Annotated in this window: 14 protein-coding genes; 5 read left to right on the top strand and 9 right to left on the bottom strand. The window is 57.2% G+C overall.

The window, feature by feature from the left end; all coding sequences use genetic code 11:
- Positions 1–215: 215 nt before the first annotated feature.
- Positions 216–1,448 (top strand): NAD(P)/FAD-dependent oxidoreductase, encoded by a 1,233-nt coding sequence (locus tag CPH65_RS14615; RefSeq protein ID WP_096174389.1) that lies wholly within the window; start codon positions 216–218, stop codon positions 1,446–1,448.
- Between the two features lie 11 nt (positions 1,449–1,459).
- Here CPH65_RS14615 and guaD read toward each other — a convergent pair whose 3' ends face one another.
- Entirely contained in the window at positions 1,460–2,764 is a 1,305-nt protein-coding gene (guaD, locus tag CPH65_RS14610; RefSeq protein WP_096174386.1) for a guanine deaminase, read from the bottom strand.
- Positions 2,765–3,195: 431 nt separating this feature from the next.
- Between guaD and CPH65_RS14605 the strand changes: the two genes are divergently transcribed.
- The 3 genes from CPH65_RS14605 (at position 3,196) to nagA (ending at position 6,294) form a co-directional block, all read left to right on the top strand.
- On the top strand, positions 3,196–4,131 hold the full coding sequence (locus tag CPH65_RS14605) for a BadF/BadG/BcrA/BcrD ATPase family protein (protein ID WP_157747708.1): 936 nt from the start codon (positions 3,196–3,198) through the stop codon (positions 4,129–4,131).
- The gene (locus CPH65_RS14600; RefSeq protein ID WP_172891527.1) at positions 4,124–4,984 is read left to right on the top strand and encodes a GntR family transcriptional regulator; all 861 of its coding nucleotides are present in this window, start codon (positions 4,124–4,126) and stop codon (positions 4,982–4,984) included. The genes CPH65_RS14605 and CPH65_RS14600 overlap by 8 nt, the downstream gene beginning before the upstream one ends.
- Before the next feature lie 149 nt (positions 4,985–5,133).
- Positions 5,134–6,294, top strand: coding sequence for an N-acetylglucosamine-6-phosphate deacetylase (gene nagA, locus CPH65_RS14595; RefSeq protein ID WP_096174379.1), 1,161 nt, complete (start codon positions 5,134–5,136; stop codon positions 6,292–6,294).
- Between the two features lie 240 nt (positions 6,295–6,534).
- Here the strand turns inward: nagA and CPH65_RS14590 are convergent, their stop codons facing one another.
- Positions 6,535–7,386 (bottom strand): SDR family oxidoreductase, encoded by an 852-nt coding sequence (locus CPH65_RS14590; RefSeq protein ID WP_096174377.1) that lies wholly within the window; start codon positions 7,384–7,386, stop codon positions 6,535–6,537.
- A gap of 140 nt (positions 7,387–7,526) precedes the next feature.
- On the opposite strand from CPH65_RS14590, the gene CPH65_RS14585 reads away from it, so the two are divergent.
- Positions 7,527–8,438, top strand: a complete 912-nt coding sequence (locus CPH65_RS14585; protein ID WP_096174374.1) for a LysR family transcriptional regulator — start codon at positions 7,527–7,529, stop codon at positions 8,436–8,438.
- Between the two features lie 65 nt (positions 8,439–8,503).
- Here CPH65_RS14585 and pntB read toward each other — a convergent pair whose 3' ends face one another.
- From pntB to CPH65_RS14550, 7 genes are all read right to left on the bottom strand, one after another.
- On the bottom strand, positions 8,504–9,910 hold the full coding sequence (pntB, locus tag CPH65_RS14580) for a Re/Si-specific NAD(P)(+) transhydrogenase subunit beta (protein ID WP_096174372.1): 1,407 nt from the start codon (positions 9,908–9,910) through the stop codon (positions 8,504–8,506).
- A 15-nt stretch (positions 9,911–9,925) separates the two neighbouring features.
- Positions 9,926–11,497, bottom strand: a complete 1,572-nt coding sequence (locus CPH65_RS14575) for a Re/Si-specific NAD(P)(+) transhydrogenase subunit alpha (RefSeq protein WP_096174369.1) — start codon at positions 11,495–11,497, stop codon at positions 9,926–9,928.
- 436 nt (positions 11,498–11,933) lie between these two features.
- Positions 11,934–12,620, bottom strand: coding sequence for a 6-phosphogluconolactonase (gene pgl, locus CPH65_RS14570; protein WP_157747707.1), 687 nt, complete (start codon positions 12,618–12,620; stop codon positions 11,934–11,936).
- Positions 12,621–12,876: 256 nt separating this feature from the next.
- Positions 12,877–13,884, bottom strand: coding sequence for a glucokinase (locus tag CPH65_RS14565; protein ID WP_096176427.1), 1,008 nt, complete (start codon positions 13,882–13,884; stop codon positions 12,877–12,879).
- Between the two features lie 247 nt (positions 13,885–14,131).
- A complete protein-coding gene (locus tag CPH65_RS14560) occupies positions 14,132–14,674 on the bottom strand; it encodes a biotin transporter BioY (RefSeq protein ID WP_096174365.1) in 543 nt (180 codons plus the stop codon).
- A gap of 29 nt (positions 14,675–14,703) precedes the next feature.
- Complete coding sequence (locus CPH65_RS14555; protein ID WP_096174363.1) at positions 14,704–15,369, bottom strand: energy-coupling factor transporter transmembrane protein EcfT; 666 nt, start codon at positions 15,367–15,369, stop codon at positions 14,704–14,706.
- A complete protein-coding gene (locus CPH65_RS14550; protein ID WP_197703854.1) occupies positions 15,369–16,211 on the bottom strand; it encodes an energy-coupling factor ABC transporter ATP-binding protein in 843 nt (280 codons plus the stop codon). Before CPH65_RS14550 ends, CPH65_RS14555 begins: the two co-directional genes overlap by 1 nt.
- Between the last annotated feature and the right edge of the window lie 129 nt (positions 16,212–16,340).

Raw genomic sequence — 16,340 nt, 5'->3', positions numbered from 1 at the left:
CCACTCGCAAATGATGATCAAGCAGCTTCTAAACAAGTTCCGGTTTTAAAACGCATTGCACGTCCTTTTCTCATTGCGACAGTTTGATGCAATTCGGTACATGGCGACGATTGACTTGCTCTGGTCTTCCGGTTAGCCAACATCCATATGAGACCTGATTGGAACAGGGTGCCGTCAATCGAGTGCCTTAAATCAGGAATGCGAAGGAGACGGGGATGCGCCAAGCTGAAAGAATCGTAGTGGTCGGGGCTGGTCAAGCCGGAGCAACGCTGGCGCAGCGACTGCGTGATCTGGGGTATGATGGTGCTCTGACGCTCATCGGCTCGGAACCCTATCTACCCTACCAGCGCCCGCCCCTTTCCAAGGCTTATCTGCTTGGCGACATGGATCTTGACGGCCTGACCTTGCGACCCCAATCCTTCTATGATGATCTGAACATCGAGGTGCAGACTGGCCGGGCGGTCACCGCCATCGAAAAGACCGAAAAGCTTGTTTCCATCGGTGATGAAACCCTTCCCTACGACCATCTGGCGCTCGTGACAGGCTCCGATCCGCTCCGCCTGCCCGAAGCGCTGGGCGGACATCTTGCCGGTGTGCATGTGGTTCGGGGCCTTTCGGATATTGACGCGCTTGAGCCGGAAATCGTCGAAGGGCGAAAGGCACTCATCGTGGGAGGCGGCTATATCGGTCTTGAGGCCGCTGCTGTCTGTGCCAAGCGCGGGCTCGACGTAACGCTGATCGAAGCTGCCCCGCGCATCCTGCAACGGGTGGCGGCCAGGGAAACATCGAACTATTTTCGTGCTCTGCACGAGAGTCATGGTGTCAAATTGCTCGAAAACTCACGGCTCGCCCATTTCGTGGGGGACGAGCGCGTCACCGGGGCGTTGCTCGATGATGGCATCATGCTGGACGCGGACTTCGTGATTTGCGGCATCGGCGTCAGACCATCCACGGGCCTTGCCGAGGCCGCAGGGCTTGATATCGACAATGGGATTGCGACCAACGTCTTTGCCCAGACATCGGTGCCGAATATATGGGCCGCCGGTGATTGCGCCTCTTTCCTTTACAATGGCGACCGCATTCGCCTTGAAAGCGTCGGCAACGCCATCGATCAAGCCAAAATCGTTGCCGAGAACATTGTTGCAAGCCTCAAGGGTGAGACACTCAAGCCCTATGTGGCCAAGCCCTGGTTCTGGTCGGATCAGTTTGACGTCAAGCTGCAGATTGCGGGGCTGAACAGGGGCTATGACCGGATCGTGACCAGAGACAGCGGAGCCGGTGTGATGTCCTTCTGGTACTATCGTGGTGATCAGTTGATTGCCATTGACGCCATGAACGACCCGCGGGCCTACATGGTCGGCAAACGCCTGATCGAAGCGGGAAAAACGGCTGACCCAAATGTGGTCAGAGACGCAAGCACCGATCTCAAGTCCTTGATGAAACGCTAGGCGTGACCCCATCAACGGGGCTTTTTCATCGGCTCTCCGGCAACATAGGTTTGCGTCACCGAGCGATCATCTGCCATGATCTGAAGAATGAACAGCTCCTCGGCCAATGTCTTGCAGGTCTCCATGCGCAGGGCCATCGCGGGTGTTGCGGTGCTATCCAGCACGACAACATCGGCCTCGCTGCCGACATTGAGCGTTCCGATCTTGTCTTCCAGCCCCAACGCCACCGCGTTGCCAAGGGTCATCCAGTAAAATGCGCGGTAGGGATGAAGTTTCTGTCCGTCCTTCAACGCCAGCACTTTGTAGCCTTCATTGAGGGTCTGGAGCATAGAGTAGGACGTCCCGCCGCCGATGTCTGTTGCAATGGCGCACTTGGCCCCGCGAGCACGCAAGCCCTCGTAATCGAACAGTCCCGACCCCAGAAAGAGGTTCGACGTGGGGCAGAAGACCGGCTTTGATCCGGTCTCGATCATCACGCCTATTTCCCGGGGCCGCATGTGAAGGCAATGGCCAAGCAGGGTTTTGGGACCGAGCAGACCATAGTGTTCATAAACACCGAGATAGTCCGGCGCATCAGGATAGAGGGCCTTTGTTGTGCGGATTTCTTCCAAATTCTCATCGAGATGCGTCTGGATAAAGCAATCGGGATGCTCGCGCGCCAGCGCTCCGGCCGCTTCGAGTTGCTCCGGGCTTGAGGTGATCGCAAAGCGGGGCGTGATGGCATAAAGCGCCCTGCCCTTGCCATGCCAGTCGGCGATGAGGGCCTTGGTGTCATCATATCCGCTCTGTGCGGTGTCCGAGGCCTCCGGCGGCGCATTGCGGTCCATCATGGTCTTGCCCCCGATCACTCGCATGTTGCGCCGTGCCGCTTCGGCGAAATAGGCGTCTGCAGAGGTTTTGTGCGCCGAACCATATGCCACCGTTGTGGTGGTGCCCTGAGAGAGCAGCTCGTCAAAAAAATGCACAGCCATGCGTTCAGCATGCGCAGCATCGGAATAGCGCGCCTCGGCGGGAAAAGTGTAGTTTTCTAGCCAGTCGAGCAATTGCGCACCCCAACTGGCGATAACCTGCACCTGCGGGAAGTGCAGATGGGTGTCGATGAAGCCGGGCATCAACAGGCAGGGCCGGTGATCGACGATTGCACAATCGCAGGCCAATTGCGTCTCAAGGTCCGCAAAGTCTCCGCGCGCAATGATCAGTCCATTCTCGATCAGCAGCGCACCATCCTCGATATAGCTATGCGCGCTGTCATCATCCGGGCTTTGCGGTTCAGCGTGAAAAGCGAGGATCCGTCCGCGCAAGCATGTCTGGGCCATAGTCAACCTTTGTGCCGTCCGTGTCAGTGTGTTCCATTACCGGCAGTTCGGGCCGGGCCGCAGGACAGTATGCCCAAGTCGCATTCAAGAAGCCAGTGCGCGTTGATGCTTCCGTTCTTGTTGGGAGGAGACAGGCACCTTCGCGGGGCTTAGCCTCGGTCTGGCTCTTCTGCGGTTACCAATATTCAACAATCGAGATAAAGGCGAGCAAGCTCGTTTTAATTTGCACATACATATAGATGCCAATAGAAATCCAATTTTGCGTACCATCACCCTATTCCGTTGCGTTTTATACGTAAATATACGGTCAACCATTTGAAGCATTGAAATTGGTTTTAATTGGCATTCTACTGCAGACCAGACCTTTCATCTGATTTCAGGGATCATACTGACCGTGCAATCGGGTGTTGAACATTGCGCGAGGCAAGGTGATGACACAGCAAGAGACCCTATATCTTGGTATTGATGGAGGCGGCACCAACTGTCGCGGTCGTTTGCGAGATGGCACAGGAGCGCTTCTGGGAGAAGCAATGACCGGACCGGCCAACACGCGCCTCGGGCTTGAGCTCGCACAGCAGCAGGTTGCCAACGTGGCACGCGAGACGCTGGTCAACGCCGGATTTGGTGAGGAAGCGGTTGCACGCACCCACGTCGGAATCGGGCTGGCCGGACTGCACGTGGCGGCAGATAAGGAAATTTTGCGCACCTGGGAACATCCCTTCGCGAGCTTGCGGATCGAGAATGATGCACATATCGCGTGTCTCGGCGCCCACGCCGGCGCCCGCGATGGCGGCATCATGATCATCGGCACAGGGAGCTGTGGTTATGGCCTTGTGCGCGGCCATCCGGTCAATGTCGGCGGCTGGGGATTTCTGCTCTCTGATGGGGCCAGCGGTGCCCAAGTGGGCAGAGCAGCCCTGCGCCACGCTCTTGCAGCGCTCGATGGCATCCGCGACGTCAGCCCGATGACCGACAGCATCATGTTCCATTTCGGTGACAGTCAGGAAGACATGGTGATCTGGTCAGAGCACGCCAAACCGGCCGACTATGCCAAATTTGCCAAAACGGTTGTTGAATTTGTTGAAAAGAAAGATCCGGTCGCCCACAAGCTGATGCGGGACTGCGGCTCCGAAGCGAGCGCCATTCTGCGTGCCCTCGCTTGGCGGGGCATCAACCAGATTGCCCTGATGGGTGGCTTTGCAGAATATGTGGAGCCTTGGCTTGAAGCTGACGTTACGTCCTTGCTGGTTCCACGCCAGTATGATGCAAGGGATGGCGCTGTTCTGCTTGCGGGCGGCGTCCTGCCCAAACTCGAACCCGGTTTTGAGCACCAGATCGGGCATAGCGAGAGCGCCAGTTATGGCTGACACGGCCCTGTTTCTCGAGCATTTGCGCGCCGAGACAATCAAGGATCATGCCAGCTCGACCCCTCTTTATCTGCGCGTGCAGAGGGGAATTGAACAGGCCATAGACTCCGGCCTCGTCGAAGTCAGCGACGCACTGCCCGCAGAACGCGAGCTGGCAGCGCAGCTGGGCGTATCACGAGTGACCGTGCGCAATGCAGTTCGTGCGCTGGTCAAAAAAGGCATTCTCATTCAGCGCCACGGTGCGGGAACGTTTGTCGCCTCACGCGAGGCCCCGAGGCCCCAGCCCCTTGCCAGCTTTTCCGAAGATATGCGGACGCGCGGTATCAGCACCAACTCCATCTGGCTCAATCGGTCAACCGGTCTTCCCAGCCCGGAGGAGTGCGAAGCACTGGAGATCATGCCTGATCAGCTCGTCAGTCGCCTCTATCGATTGCGGTTTGCCAATGGTAAACCCATGTGCCTCGAACATGCCGTTCTGCTGGCAACCATTCTGCCGGACCCGAATGTGATCGAGAGCTCACTTTATGCTTGGCTGGATGCACATGACCGCCGACCGACCCGGGCCATCCAGGTTGTCTCCGCACAGCTTGCAGACGCCTCTCAGGCTCATCTACTTTCCGTGCCGACCGGCTCGGCATGCCTCCATGTCAGGCGCAGGTCCTATCTGAGCATCAACAAGCTGTACAAGCTCTACAAGATCCGCATCACAACCGAACGTGCGCTCAAAGACGAGCCGGCTCCGCCGGTCGATGCCAATGACAAAATCCTGATTGAGCGGGACAGGCCCATCGAGTTCGTCCGGGCCTACTATCGCGGTGATCTTTACGAGCATGTCAGCGAGCTTCATTATTGAAGACGGATCGACGTTGATTGGTCGCAAATCCTCGGCTGGCATCAAGGATCGAGCCGGTATCCGCGCATCGAATTTCGTTGCCGCTTCTGGCCCGATCTGCTAGCCAGAAGAACCAAACTGTCTGACCCCGACATGACGGATTCGCTCCGATGCAACAGATCCTCGTCCATGCCCGCCTGTTTGATGGAAACCAGTTCCACGCTGGCAAGGCGGTGATCCTTGACGGGGGGATCATCGGCGACATCGTGGACCGGCCCAAATCCATTGGGGGCTTTGAGCCCTATGACCTGACTGGCCTCGTGCTGGCTCCCGGGTTTGTCGACACTCAGGTCAATGGCGGGGGCGGTGCCATGCTCAATGGCGGAACCACTCTTGAGGGGCTTGAGACCATCGCAGATGCCCACCGGGCCCACGGGACCACCTCGATGCTGCCGACCCTTATCAGCGATCGCTGGCAAAGCATGGAGCATGTCGCATCGCTCATCTCGCGCGCTCACCGCAGTTGGGGCGAGAACAATTCGCTGAGCGCCATCAAGGGCGTCCATTTCGAGGGACCCTATGTTAATCCAGTTCGCAAGGGCGTGCATGATGAGGACGTGATCCGGCCGGTCGACGAAGGCGCGCTTGATCTCCTCACCCATCCGGATCTTGGCGTCAGGGTGATCACGGTCGCACCGGAAAAGGTTGGCTCGCACTTCATTGCAGAGTTGACCCGGCGCGGCGGTATCGTCTGCGCTGGACACACAGCAGGAAGCTATCAGGATATGCTTCCGGCCCTGCGCAACGGTCTGAGGGGCTTTACGCATCTGTTCAATGCCATGTCACCGCTGGAGAGTCGGGAACCGGGCGTGGTTGGTGCGGCGCTGGATGACGAGGACACCTGGTGTGGGCTGATCGTCGACGGATTTCATGTTCATCCCGCATCCATGCGTCTGGCCCTCAAGACCAAAGCCAAAGGCAAGATCATGCTGGTGACCGATGCGATGGCATCGGTTGGAGCGCGCAACAAGAGCTTCGACCTTCATGGCGAGCGCATCTACGCTCAGGATGGCCAGTGCCGCACCGAGGATGGCGTCCTTGCCGGATCAGACCTCGACATGATGACAGCCGTGCGCAATGCCGTCGAGCTTTTGGGTTTGCCGATCTCAGAAGCGCTGCGCATGGCGTCGAGATATCCGGCCGCCTTCATGCGCATGGACACATCCATCGGATCAATCGCACCGGGTTTTGCCGCAGATCTTGTAGCCTTCGATCCAACGACATGGACTGTTCGGCACAGCTGGATCAATGGCTACCATCGCGCCCATTAAAGAGGGCCTTGCGCGATCCGGATCAGCGAAATTGCGGCTTAACAGTTTGATTCAACAGCTTCACTTGAGCTTGTTAAAGCACTTTAACAGACGTGAATTTGTCGAGTCTTTTGAATCGGTTGGAAGTCCTTGCAAAGACGGCGCCCAAAGACGCCGTCCTAATCTGACGTATCGATTCAAGTGGTTCACAGATTGATTCAAAAGTGTTGATTCAACCGTCAAACCTGGTGCCGCCCAAGATCAAAGCGCGGCCTTGATGCTATCGCTGATCGGTGTCGTGGGACGACCTATAAGGCTTGAAAGTGATCCGGATGCACCGTTCAACCAACCGCCCTTGATTGCCTTGTCCGCATCGGCAAGGACTGTCGCGAAGCCCTCGGGCACGCCTGCGCCAACCAGCGCCTGCACATAATCATCAAATGCCATGTCGGCATAGACAACCTGCTTGCCAGTGGCCTTGGTAACCTCGGCGGCGTAGTCCGCCATGGAGAAGTCAGCGTCCCCGCAAAGCTCATATGTCTTGCCCGCATGCTCATCGCCACCGGCCAGAACGACAGCCGCCGCGGCTGCATAATCGGAGCGGGTTGCCGTCGCCACACGACCATCACCGGCATTGCCAATGACGGCTCCATGAGCCAGAACCGGAGCGAGATTTTCGGTGTAGTTCTCGCTGTACCAGCCGTTGCGCAAAAATGTGTAGGCGAGCTCTGAGGCCTTGATCAACTCCTCTGTCGCCTTGTGTTCCTCAGCCAGCAGGATCGGTGAGCTGTCAGCCTTAAGGATCGATGTGTAGGCAATCAGTTTGATGCCGTTGGCTTTGGCCGCTTCGATGACGGTGGTGTGCTGTGGTATGCGTTGCCCAACCGCACTGCCGGAGATCATCAGCAGTTTGCCCACCCCTTTGAGGGCTTCCAGGTAGCTTTCGGGCTGATCATAATCCGCTGTGCGTACGATCACGCCCTTGTCTGCAAAGTCGGCAACCTTGGAGGGGTCACGCACAAGCGCGATGATGCTTTCAGGGCTGGTTGTCTTCAAAAGATGTTCGATAACAAGGCGGCCTAGATGGCCCGAGGCTCCGGTTACTGCAATCATGTCTCTCTCCTGTTGCGTGCTTCGATCCTGTCTGGCGAGCACGGCATGTCTGTTCGGGTTTTCGATTCCGTGTTGACCTGAATATGGATGCGGCGCATTGTTATCACAAGGAAACAAATTCAGAATGGTTAGTTCGGAAATTGAGTACAATCGGATTTCAACACTTTCGCCCGCTGGCGATCTTTGTCTGTGTGGTGGATGAAGGCAGCTTTGCAGGCGCGGCCCGTCACCTGAAGACCAGCCGCTCGCGTGTATCCGAGCAGATCACCCAGTTGGAAGAGGATCTGGGGGTCCGCCTGTTGCAGCGGTCGACCCGAAAGCTGTCGCTCACCGAGGAGGGACGCCGGATCTATGACCGGGTGCGTCCTTTACCTCAGTTGCTGGAGGAGACAGTGGCCATCGCCACGCAGGAGCGTCCCACCGGGCGGGTTTCCATAACCGCGACCCATGACGTAGGGGTGACGCAACTCCTCCCTGCCCTGTCCCGCTTTCGCGCGCGCTATCCCGATGTGGAGCTTGATATCATCCTCAGTGACCAGCGGCTTGACCTGATTGCTGAGGGCATCGACATGGGCATCCGCATCGGTCTGCCGCGCGATGACAGTCTGATTGGTCGGATTTTGTATGAAGATCGCTTTCGGCTCTATGCCAGCCGTGACTATCTCGACGCGAGCGGCATTCCAGAGACCATTGAGGCCCTTTCCAGCCATCACTGGGTCTGCCTCAGCCATGTTAGCCCGGGCGGCCTCAATCGGCTCTATAGGGATGGTGAGAGGGTGTCTATTCAGGCACAACATTATGAGCTGTGCAATTCTCCGCAAATGGTCATTTCGATGGCGCTTGCGGGTATGGGAATAGCGCAACTGTTTCCATCGACCGTTCGCAAGGATGTTGCCTCCGGTGCCCTCGTGCCGGTCCTTCCTCAACTGACTGGCGAAAACATGGTCTTTTCGCTCGTTTATCCATCACGCAAACACGTCCCGATGCGAACCCGTGCGCTGATTGATCACCTGATGGCCAGTCGGCTGTTTGACGGCAACGTTTGCGACTGAGCCCGAAGCCATAAAAAACGCCCGGCCAATGACCGGGCGTCGTATTGCTTTAAGCGTTTGAGCTCCTACTGAATCTGCTGCAGCAGAGTATTCAGAGAGGCCTTGGCATCGCCGTAGAACATGCGGGTGTTGTCCTTGAAGAACAGCGGGTTCTGGATGCCGGAATAGCCAGTGCCCTGACCACGTTTGGAGACAAAGACCTGCTTTGCTTTCCAGACTTCGAGAACCGGCATACCAGCGATGGGCGAATTGGGATCGTCCTGTGCAGCAGGGTTCACGATGTCGTTCGACCCGATCACGATGGCAACATCCGTTTCGGGGAAGTCGTCATTGATCTCGTCCATTTCCATCACGATGTCATACGGCACCTTGGCTTCAGCCAAAAGCACGTTCATGTGGCCGGGAAGACGGCCAGCCACCGGATGGATGGCGAAGCGTACATTTTTGCCCTTGGCACGCAAACGACGGGTCAGTTCCGCCACACTCTGCTGAGCCTGAGCCACGGCAAGGCCATAGCCCGGAATGATGATGATGCTGTCTGCATCATCAAGAGCAGAGGCAACACCGTCGGCATCGATGGCGATCATTTCGCCTTCGACTTCCATTTGCGGGCCGGTCGCGTTACCGAAACCACCAAGGATCACCGAGATGAAGTGGCGGTTCATGGCTTTACACATGATGTAGCTGAGGATGGCACCGGAAGACCCCACGAGGGCACCGGTGACGATCAGCAGGTCGTTGCCAAGCAGGAAGCCCGTAGCCGCGGCAGCCCAACCGGAGTAGGAGTTGAGCATGGAGACCACGACAGGCATGTCGGCACCGCCGATGGCCATGACCATGTGCACACCGATCGCGAAGGCGATCAGGGTCATCACATAGAGGGTCCAGCTGCCTGCGCCCTGCATATACATGATGAGCAGGACAAAGGAGACAACCACCATGGTCAGGTTCATCAGGTGACGACCCGGCAAGGTGAGTGCCTTGCCGTCGATGCGACCATTCAGCTTGCCCCAAGCGATCAGGGAGCCGGTGAAGGTGATCGCACCGATGAAGACGCCGAGGAAGACCTCGATTTCGTGAATGACCTGCTCTGCGGGCGTTGCGAAGGTATGCACGGTCATATCAGAGTTGAGACCGATGAAGACAGCGGCAAGACCAACGAAGCTGTGCAACAGGGCAACCAGTTCAGGCATTCCCGTCATTTCAACGCGCTTGGCAACCAGAACACCGATCACGGCAGCAATCGCCACAGCGATAACCAGAATGATCGGGTTGGCGGCAAGCACCGTCCCCAGAGAAGCGTTGTGCGGGTCGATCGGGCCAAAGATGGTGGCAAGAACGGCAATCGCCATACCGACGATACCGAACCAGACGCCCCTTTTGGCACTTTCCTGATCCTTCAAGCCACCCAAAGACAGGATGAAGAGAACAGCAGCCGCGATATAGGCGGCGGTTTGTAGTTCAGGTGTCATAATTACCTCCGCCTATCAGGACTTCTGGAACATTTGCAGCATGCGCCGCGTGACCATGAAACCGCCCACGATGTTAATCGAGGCAATCAGGATGGAAATCCCCGCGAGCAGCAGCACGATCCAACTGGACGAGCCGATCTGCAACAGGGCGCCAACGACGATAATGCCCGAAATGGCGTTGGTTACAGCCATCAGAGGCGTATGCAGCGAATGGCTGACACCCCAGATCACCTGGAAACCGACGAACACGGCAAGCACGAACACGATGAAGTGTCCCATGAAGGCAGCCGGAGCATAAAGCCCAACAAGGCCCATCAGCGCCGCACCAACAACGAGCAACCCGATCTGCTGACGACCAGCCTTGCGGGCGGCTGCAGCTTCGGCTTCTTTCTGCTCTTCTGGTGTAAGTTCTTTGGTCTCTTTCTTCGGCTGGGCGGCAATCGCCTGAATTTTCGGAGGAGGAGGCGGGAACGTGATCTCACCCTCGAAGGTGACAGTCGCCCCGCGGATCACGTCATCATCCATATTGTGATTGACCTGACCGTCCTTCTCGGGGGTAAGGTCTGTCATCATATGGCGGATGTTGGTTGAATAGAGCTCAGAAGACTGCGCGGCCATTCGGCTTGGGAAGTCGGTGTAGCCAACGATGGTCACGCCATTGTCGGTGACGACTTTCTCGTCCTTGACTGTACCTTCGGCGTTGCCGCCGCGTTCAGCAGCAAGGTCAACGATCACAGAACCGGGTCTCATCGCCGCGACCATATCCGCAAGCCAGAGCTTGGGAGCTGGCCGGTTCGGAATGAGCGCAGTGGTGATCACGATATCCATCTCGCCAGCAATTTCGCGGAATTTTGCGAGCTGGGCATTGCGGAATTCTTCCGACTGCACCGAAGCGTAGCCACCGGACGAAGACCCGTCCTGCTGCTCTTCCTCAAAGTCAAGATAGACAAATTCAGCACCCATCGATTCGACCTGCTCTGCCACTTCGGGCCGAACGTCAAATGCGTAGGTCACGGCACCGAGCGCTACCGAGGTCCCGATTGCGGCGAGACCGGCAACACCAGCACCGACGATCAGAACCTTGGCTGGCGGAACCTTGCCCGCAGCCGTAATCTGACCGGTAAAGAAGCGGCCGAAATTGTTGCCTGCCTCGATCACGGCACGATAGCCCGCGATGTTGGCCATGGAAGACAGGGCGTCCATCTTCTGGGCACGGGAAATACGCGGCACCATTTCCATCGCGATCACATTCGCGCCGGATGTCTTGGCCGCTTCCATGCCTTCTTCGTTGCCAGCTGGATTGAAGAACGAAATCAGAGTCTTGCCTTTGGCAAGATATTTCAGTTCTTCGGGCTCAGGTTGACGAACCTTTGCCACAATATCAACAGCCTCCCAGAGGGCATCAGCACTGTTTACGATTTCAACGCCGGCCTCCACGTAGACTTGATCGTTAAAACCGGCCTTTTCGCCCGCGCCGGTTTCGAGGACACAATCATAGCCCAACTTCTGGAGCATCATTGCAGAGGACGGCGTCATCGCAACGCGATTCTCCCCCGCAAAAAGCTCTTTAGGTGTACCTATCTTCACGACAGACTCCCTTCTCACACATGGTTTGTTGCGCCAACAAAATGGCGCAGCATTTTTCCTCCGTCTTTATAGTGCAGACGTAAGACGAATTGCCAAGCCTCAGTTGTGGATCAACTGCTCTTTTGTAGGCAAAGAAAGACAACAATCACCTGAAAAACATATCATTTCGCTCAGGCGCGGCATTTTGTATTTGTAGAAATACGTTCAAGGCTGGCAAATCGTTACCCCTTTTCGCCACTTATCAACGGATGATTATTCATGCGTCGAATGCACTCGGCATTTCTGGAGTGGCAGATCTAGAAAAGACTCACCTATTTGAGCTGCGACAGGCAGGCCAGAACCGATAAGCACGACAGGCCGGCGATCCTGCCGCATGACATATGCGCGGTCCGTTGAGTGATGATCTGGTGCGCGAGATGAGCACCACAAGGCGAGGTCAATCCGCGTAATGAATGCTTGTTGCCCTAGCACGGTTCAGGATAACCCGAATGGGAGCGTCCTCGACCAGACCAATCTTCTGGGCCTCTCGCAGGGCCTTTTTCTTTTCTTCGCCAAAGATCAGAATATGCGCCTTGCGTGCGCGCTCCAGCACGGGGGCAGTGAGCGTCAGACGGGCTTCAGGGAGCGTGGGTTCATACATCACCATGACGTGTGGGGCCCAAAGACCGACGGCTTCCTCGATGTTTTCGGCGCCGGGAAAGAGCGAGGCCGTGTGCATGTCAACGCCCATGCCGAGAATGCAGACATCGATTGGAAGCACCTCTTCCAGATCGATTGCAATCATGGGCAAGGCATCCTCGACCCGTTCAACCTCGCGATAGTAGGGATAGAAATTCGCGTCCTCTGCCTTGTTCTGCAACAAAAGCTCCTTGACCACGCGGGCGTTAGACCGGTCGGAGCGTTCCGGGACGAACCGCTCGTCTGTCAGGATGACTGAAACAGACTCCCATTCGACGTCCTGTTCGCTGAGTGCTGCGAGGAATTCGCGCGGTGTTTTGCCACCGGGGACGGCAAGGGTTGCGCGGCCGCGTTTCTTGATCGCCTTGTTCAGCTCTGAGGCCACCTGTTCAGCGAGGCCACCGGCCAAGCTGCCACGATCGGGATAGACTCGGGTTTCGCTCACATTCGTCTCCTGCTTGTCGTGTTGTCTTGCTTCGTGCATGGCCGGCATCAAATCAATAGCCGGGTGCCCATGGTGATAGGCATCTCATGTTGCAGTTTTATGATTTTGCCAAAGCGGGATCGCGGGGGCTCGCCACCCCGACGTCAAACGCGAAGCCTTAGCCGGGACGCTCCCACAGCTGGAGGCAAGCGGACCTGAAGGATTGCGAGAAAGCGGTTGTGATACAATCCGGCATTTTGGCAGGATAAAGTGCGGTCTATTCCATGGTGGGATCGTAGGTCATGGCATTGATCGCGCCCTGAAGGCCGAAATTGTTATTGCGATAGAGGTAAATCGGCATATTGACACGGAATTTGGTGTGCCGACCGCCCTGATTGAACGCTTTGAGAAAAGCGGGGCGCAGGAAGATCCACTCATTCTTCAACAGCACGCCCCCGGTCAGGAAAACGCCGCCGTAGGCTGAGATATAAAGAGCAAGGTCGCCCGCAACAGCTCCCAGATGGTGACAGAACATGTCGACCGCCCGGACCGCCAAGTCGTTGCCTTCGGTGTGCGCTACATCGAAAATATCTCGTGCGGACATGTTGCTTGGACTGCGCCCGTCGAGCAATTCAAGGGCTCTCATCAGGTAGGGCATGCCTGTGCCCGAGACAATCGCCTCGGCTTCAAGTGATAGGCACTTGCCCGCATCCATCTGGGTTTCGGGCCATAGCTCGGCCAACTTCTGGAAAATAGGCACTTCGTCCATCGTGTGAGGAGCGATGCGCACATGCCCGCCCTCCCCTTGCAGCACTTCGGGTTGCTCGGCAGCCCAGGCCAGCGTGCCAACGCCAAGTCCGGTGCCGGGCCCGACGATCAGCCGGGGCGGGGTCGGCAGCGGCGGCATTTGCAATGGCGCGGGCAACTCCCCCTGCACGAGGGTCAAATCTTCGGGCTCTGCGGTTACCAAAGACCAAGCGGCAGCTTCGAAATCGTTAAGAATTCGCGCCTTTCGCGCTCCTGCAGCAACGACGAGATCGGCTTCGGAAAACCCTTGCTGGCCGGCATTGGTCAGGGTCACATAGCCGTTCTGGATGACCCCTGCGGCGGCGACTTCAACAAAGCGAGGTGCTGAGCCGATCTTGGCCACGAAGGTTCGTACGGCGTCTGTCAGGTGCAACTCGCCAGTGGTATCGAATGTGTGCTGCTCCTTGATGCCACCATTCTCGGCTGCCGCCAAACGCATGTTGGTTCCGCCCACATCGGCAATCAAATCCCACTGCATGTTTGTTTTCCCATCGCTTGTTTGCTGTGTCTTTTCTTCGTCGCCGTTCAGAAGTCCTTGCCGCATATCGTGCCTCGTACAGGCTGCAAGGTCGAGTGTTTTTTGAACAATTTCAACCCAGCGGCCTGAGCAAGGAGGCAATCACCACTCGCTCCGACTGCCCCGAAACTACAGGAGGATCGCTTGTGTTTCACCCCCCAAATGAGATCGGAGCTTTCAAAGCGTTAGGCTGCTCGCGGACGCCTGTTTAGCGGGACAGCAGAGCATTCGGACGCGCCTTGGCGATGGCCTGCGTGAGGAAGCCAGCCACAATTGCCTTGATGATATCGCCGGGGACATAAATGATTGATCCCATGGTCGCTTCCATGACGCTCAGCTTGGTGTTGATGATCAGGCCAACCACGCCGCACAGATACAAGACCACGATGCCGCCAATGATGGATGCTACGGATGCAACGAGGAAGAGATTGCCCTTACGCCATGTCCCGACGATCAGTCCGGAGAAATAGGACGCGATGGGCCAGCCGAGCAGGAAGCCCACAGTCGGGCCTTGCAAAAGTCCAAGACCGCCGCGCCCGCCGGACAGGAGCGGCAGCCCCATCAGAACGATAATGACCAGAAGCAGTGAGGCAAGCGCCCCCCGTTTGGCGCCCAGAATGGTCCCGGCCAACATGACGCCGAGCGTCTGGGCGGTGATCGGCACACCGGTCGGTGTGGGGATTGGCGGTAAAAGCCCGAGAGCAGCAATCAGGGCCGCAAACAAGGCGATATAGGCGATTTGGCGTTCCATGATATTTTCCTTCTTGCTCCGATTGAGCGTTAAGTCTGTGTCTCTGTGCCGCTCATGTGACCCTTCTGCGCTGAGCCGTCATCACCATTGATCGCAGTGGCCAGACCGCCTCTTGCCCGCAGGGCGTCGGCAACCCGATCCGCATCATCCAATGCACCGAGCGCCAAAGGCACGATCACGCGCGGGCTTGTGCCGCGGGGCCGACGCGCGCGCCAAGCTTCATTGAGCAGCCCGGCTTTTTGCAGAAACACCGGCGTAAAGCGGATCACAAGTCCCATCGCCAAACCCATAGCGCGTGGCGGCAGGCCAAAACGGTAAAAAGGACGGCTTAGCCAGTCAACCACCGCCATCATGTCATCAAGGCGCGAGCTCATGGTGACAAGGTTGGCCAGCCCGACCATGGCGAAGATCTTCAGGCAGATGGCAAACCCCTCTTCTGCCCGATCCGTGACGACATGGTAGAGAAAGATCAGCCCAAGCAACCAGACAAGCGGGCGGAGATGCTTAAGGCCTGCGCGTGCAAAGGCCATTCCTGCTGAAAGGTATAGACCTGCGACTATCAGGGTCAGAAGAGAGGCACTCAGCCAGCCGTTGATCGGCAGCATCAGAAGTGTGATGATTGCCAGAAGTCCGAGCTTGAGCGGGACGGATATGCCGTGCAGCCAGGTCTTTTCATTGACCGTGAGAGACAGCATCAGGCACCCTCCTCCGTATCCTTGCGATCCATCGCAGGCGGCGGCGTCTGGCCAAAGGCATCAACTGGCAGATGATCATCGAACGCGACGAGCGACTCCATGGCCTCCAAGTAAGCTGGCAGCACCGTGTCCGGTGCACCATCGGCCATCACGCGCCCCTGTTCGAGCCAAATGATGCGATCAAACCGTGACAGATGGTCAATGTCGTGGGTCACGAGCAGCAATTGCTGTTCCAGTCCATCAAGCCAGCGGAACAGGTGCCGCGTTGTGGGCAGATCCAAACCGGCAAACGGTTCATCAAGCAAGATGACGCGTGGCTCCATCGCCAGCACGGCCATCAGACAGACCAGATGCCTTTGCCCCTGAGATAGGGTGTAGGTGCCGCGCTCGGCCCAATCTGCACGACCGAAACGCTCCAGAAACGCCCGCGCCTTTTGTCGGGCCTCTTTCTTGTTGCCCAGCAGGCTTTCCAGCCCGAAGGCCACTTCTTCCTCAACCGTGGGGAAGATGATCTGATGATCGGGGTTCTGAAATATCAGGCCGATTGTCCTGATGGCGGCCGCCCGGTCGTCATAGACGTCGATGCCATCGACCTTGATCGAACCGGAATCGGGTTTGACCAGACCACAGATCAGGCGTGACAGGGTCGACTTGCCAGATCCGTTGCGCCCGATCAAACCGACGCGGCGCTCGGGAAGATGCAAATTGAGGCCGTCGAAAAACGGCTTGTCTGCAATCTTGTGAGACAGCCCGACAAGCCGCACGCCATCACGCGCACCGATTTCCGTTTCCGTGGTATGAGAAGAATAAGACAGCGAAGTTCTCGCTCCAACCGGTTTCAAACCTGCCCCAAGGGCAAGGCATACATATGGTTCCGGTCATAGCCAAATTTTCCGATAAAAACCAGTATCACAAACCGTCCTTTTGGTGAACTTTGTGGAGAAGCGCCCGCTTTTTGTCATGCCATGAGG

The organism is Cohaesibacter sp. ES.047 (genome assembly GCF_900215505.1).
GTDB lineage: Bacteria > Pseudomonadota > Alphaproteobacteria > Rhizobiales > Cohaesibacteraceae > Cohaesibacter.
This window is presented reverse-complemented; position numbering and strand designations above follow the sequence as displayed.

Bases quoted from the DNA above. Each gene is read 5' to 3' on its own strand.
- pntB (WP_096174372.1), bottom strand. From the start codon at position 9,910: ATGACACCTGAACTACAAACCGCCGCCTATATCGCGGCTGCTGTTCTC.
- CPH65_RS14555 (WP_096174363.1), bottom strand. From the start codon at position 15,369: ATGCTGTCTCTCACGGTCAATGAAAAGACCTGGCTGCACGGCATATCC.
- CPH65_RS14565 (WP_096176427.1), bottom strand. From the start codon at position 13,884: ATGCAGTGGGATTTGATTGCCGATGTGGGCGGAACCAACATGCGTTTG.
- nagA (WP_096174379.1), top strand. From the start codon at position 5,134: ATGCAACAGATCCTCGTCCATGCCCGCCTGTTTGATGGAAACCAGTTC.
- CPH65_RS14560 (WP_096174365.1), bottom strand. From the start codon at position 14,674: ATGGAACGCCAAATCGCCTATATCGCCTTGTTTGCGGCCCTGATTGCT.
- CPH65_RS14590 (WP_096174377.1), bottom strand. From the start codon at position 7,386: ATGATTGCAGTAACCGGAGCCTCGGGCCATCTAGGCCGCCTTGTTATC.
- CPH65_RS14600 (WP_172891527.1), top strand. From the start codon at position 4,124: ATGGCTGACACGGCCCTGTTTCTCGAGCATTTGCGCGCCGAGACAATC.
- guaD (WP_096174386.1), bottom strand. From the start codon at position 2,764: ATGGCCCAGACATGCTTGCGCGGACGGATCCTCGCTTTTCACGCTGAA.
- CPH65_RS14605 (WP_157747708.1), top strand. From the start codon at position 3,196: ATGACACAGCAAGAGACCCTATATCTTGGTATTGATGGAGGCGGCACC.
- CPH65_RS14615 (WP_096174389.1), top strand. From the start codon at position 216: ATGCGCCAAGCTGAAAGAATCGTAGTGGTCGGGGCTGGTCAAGCCGGA.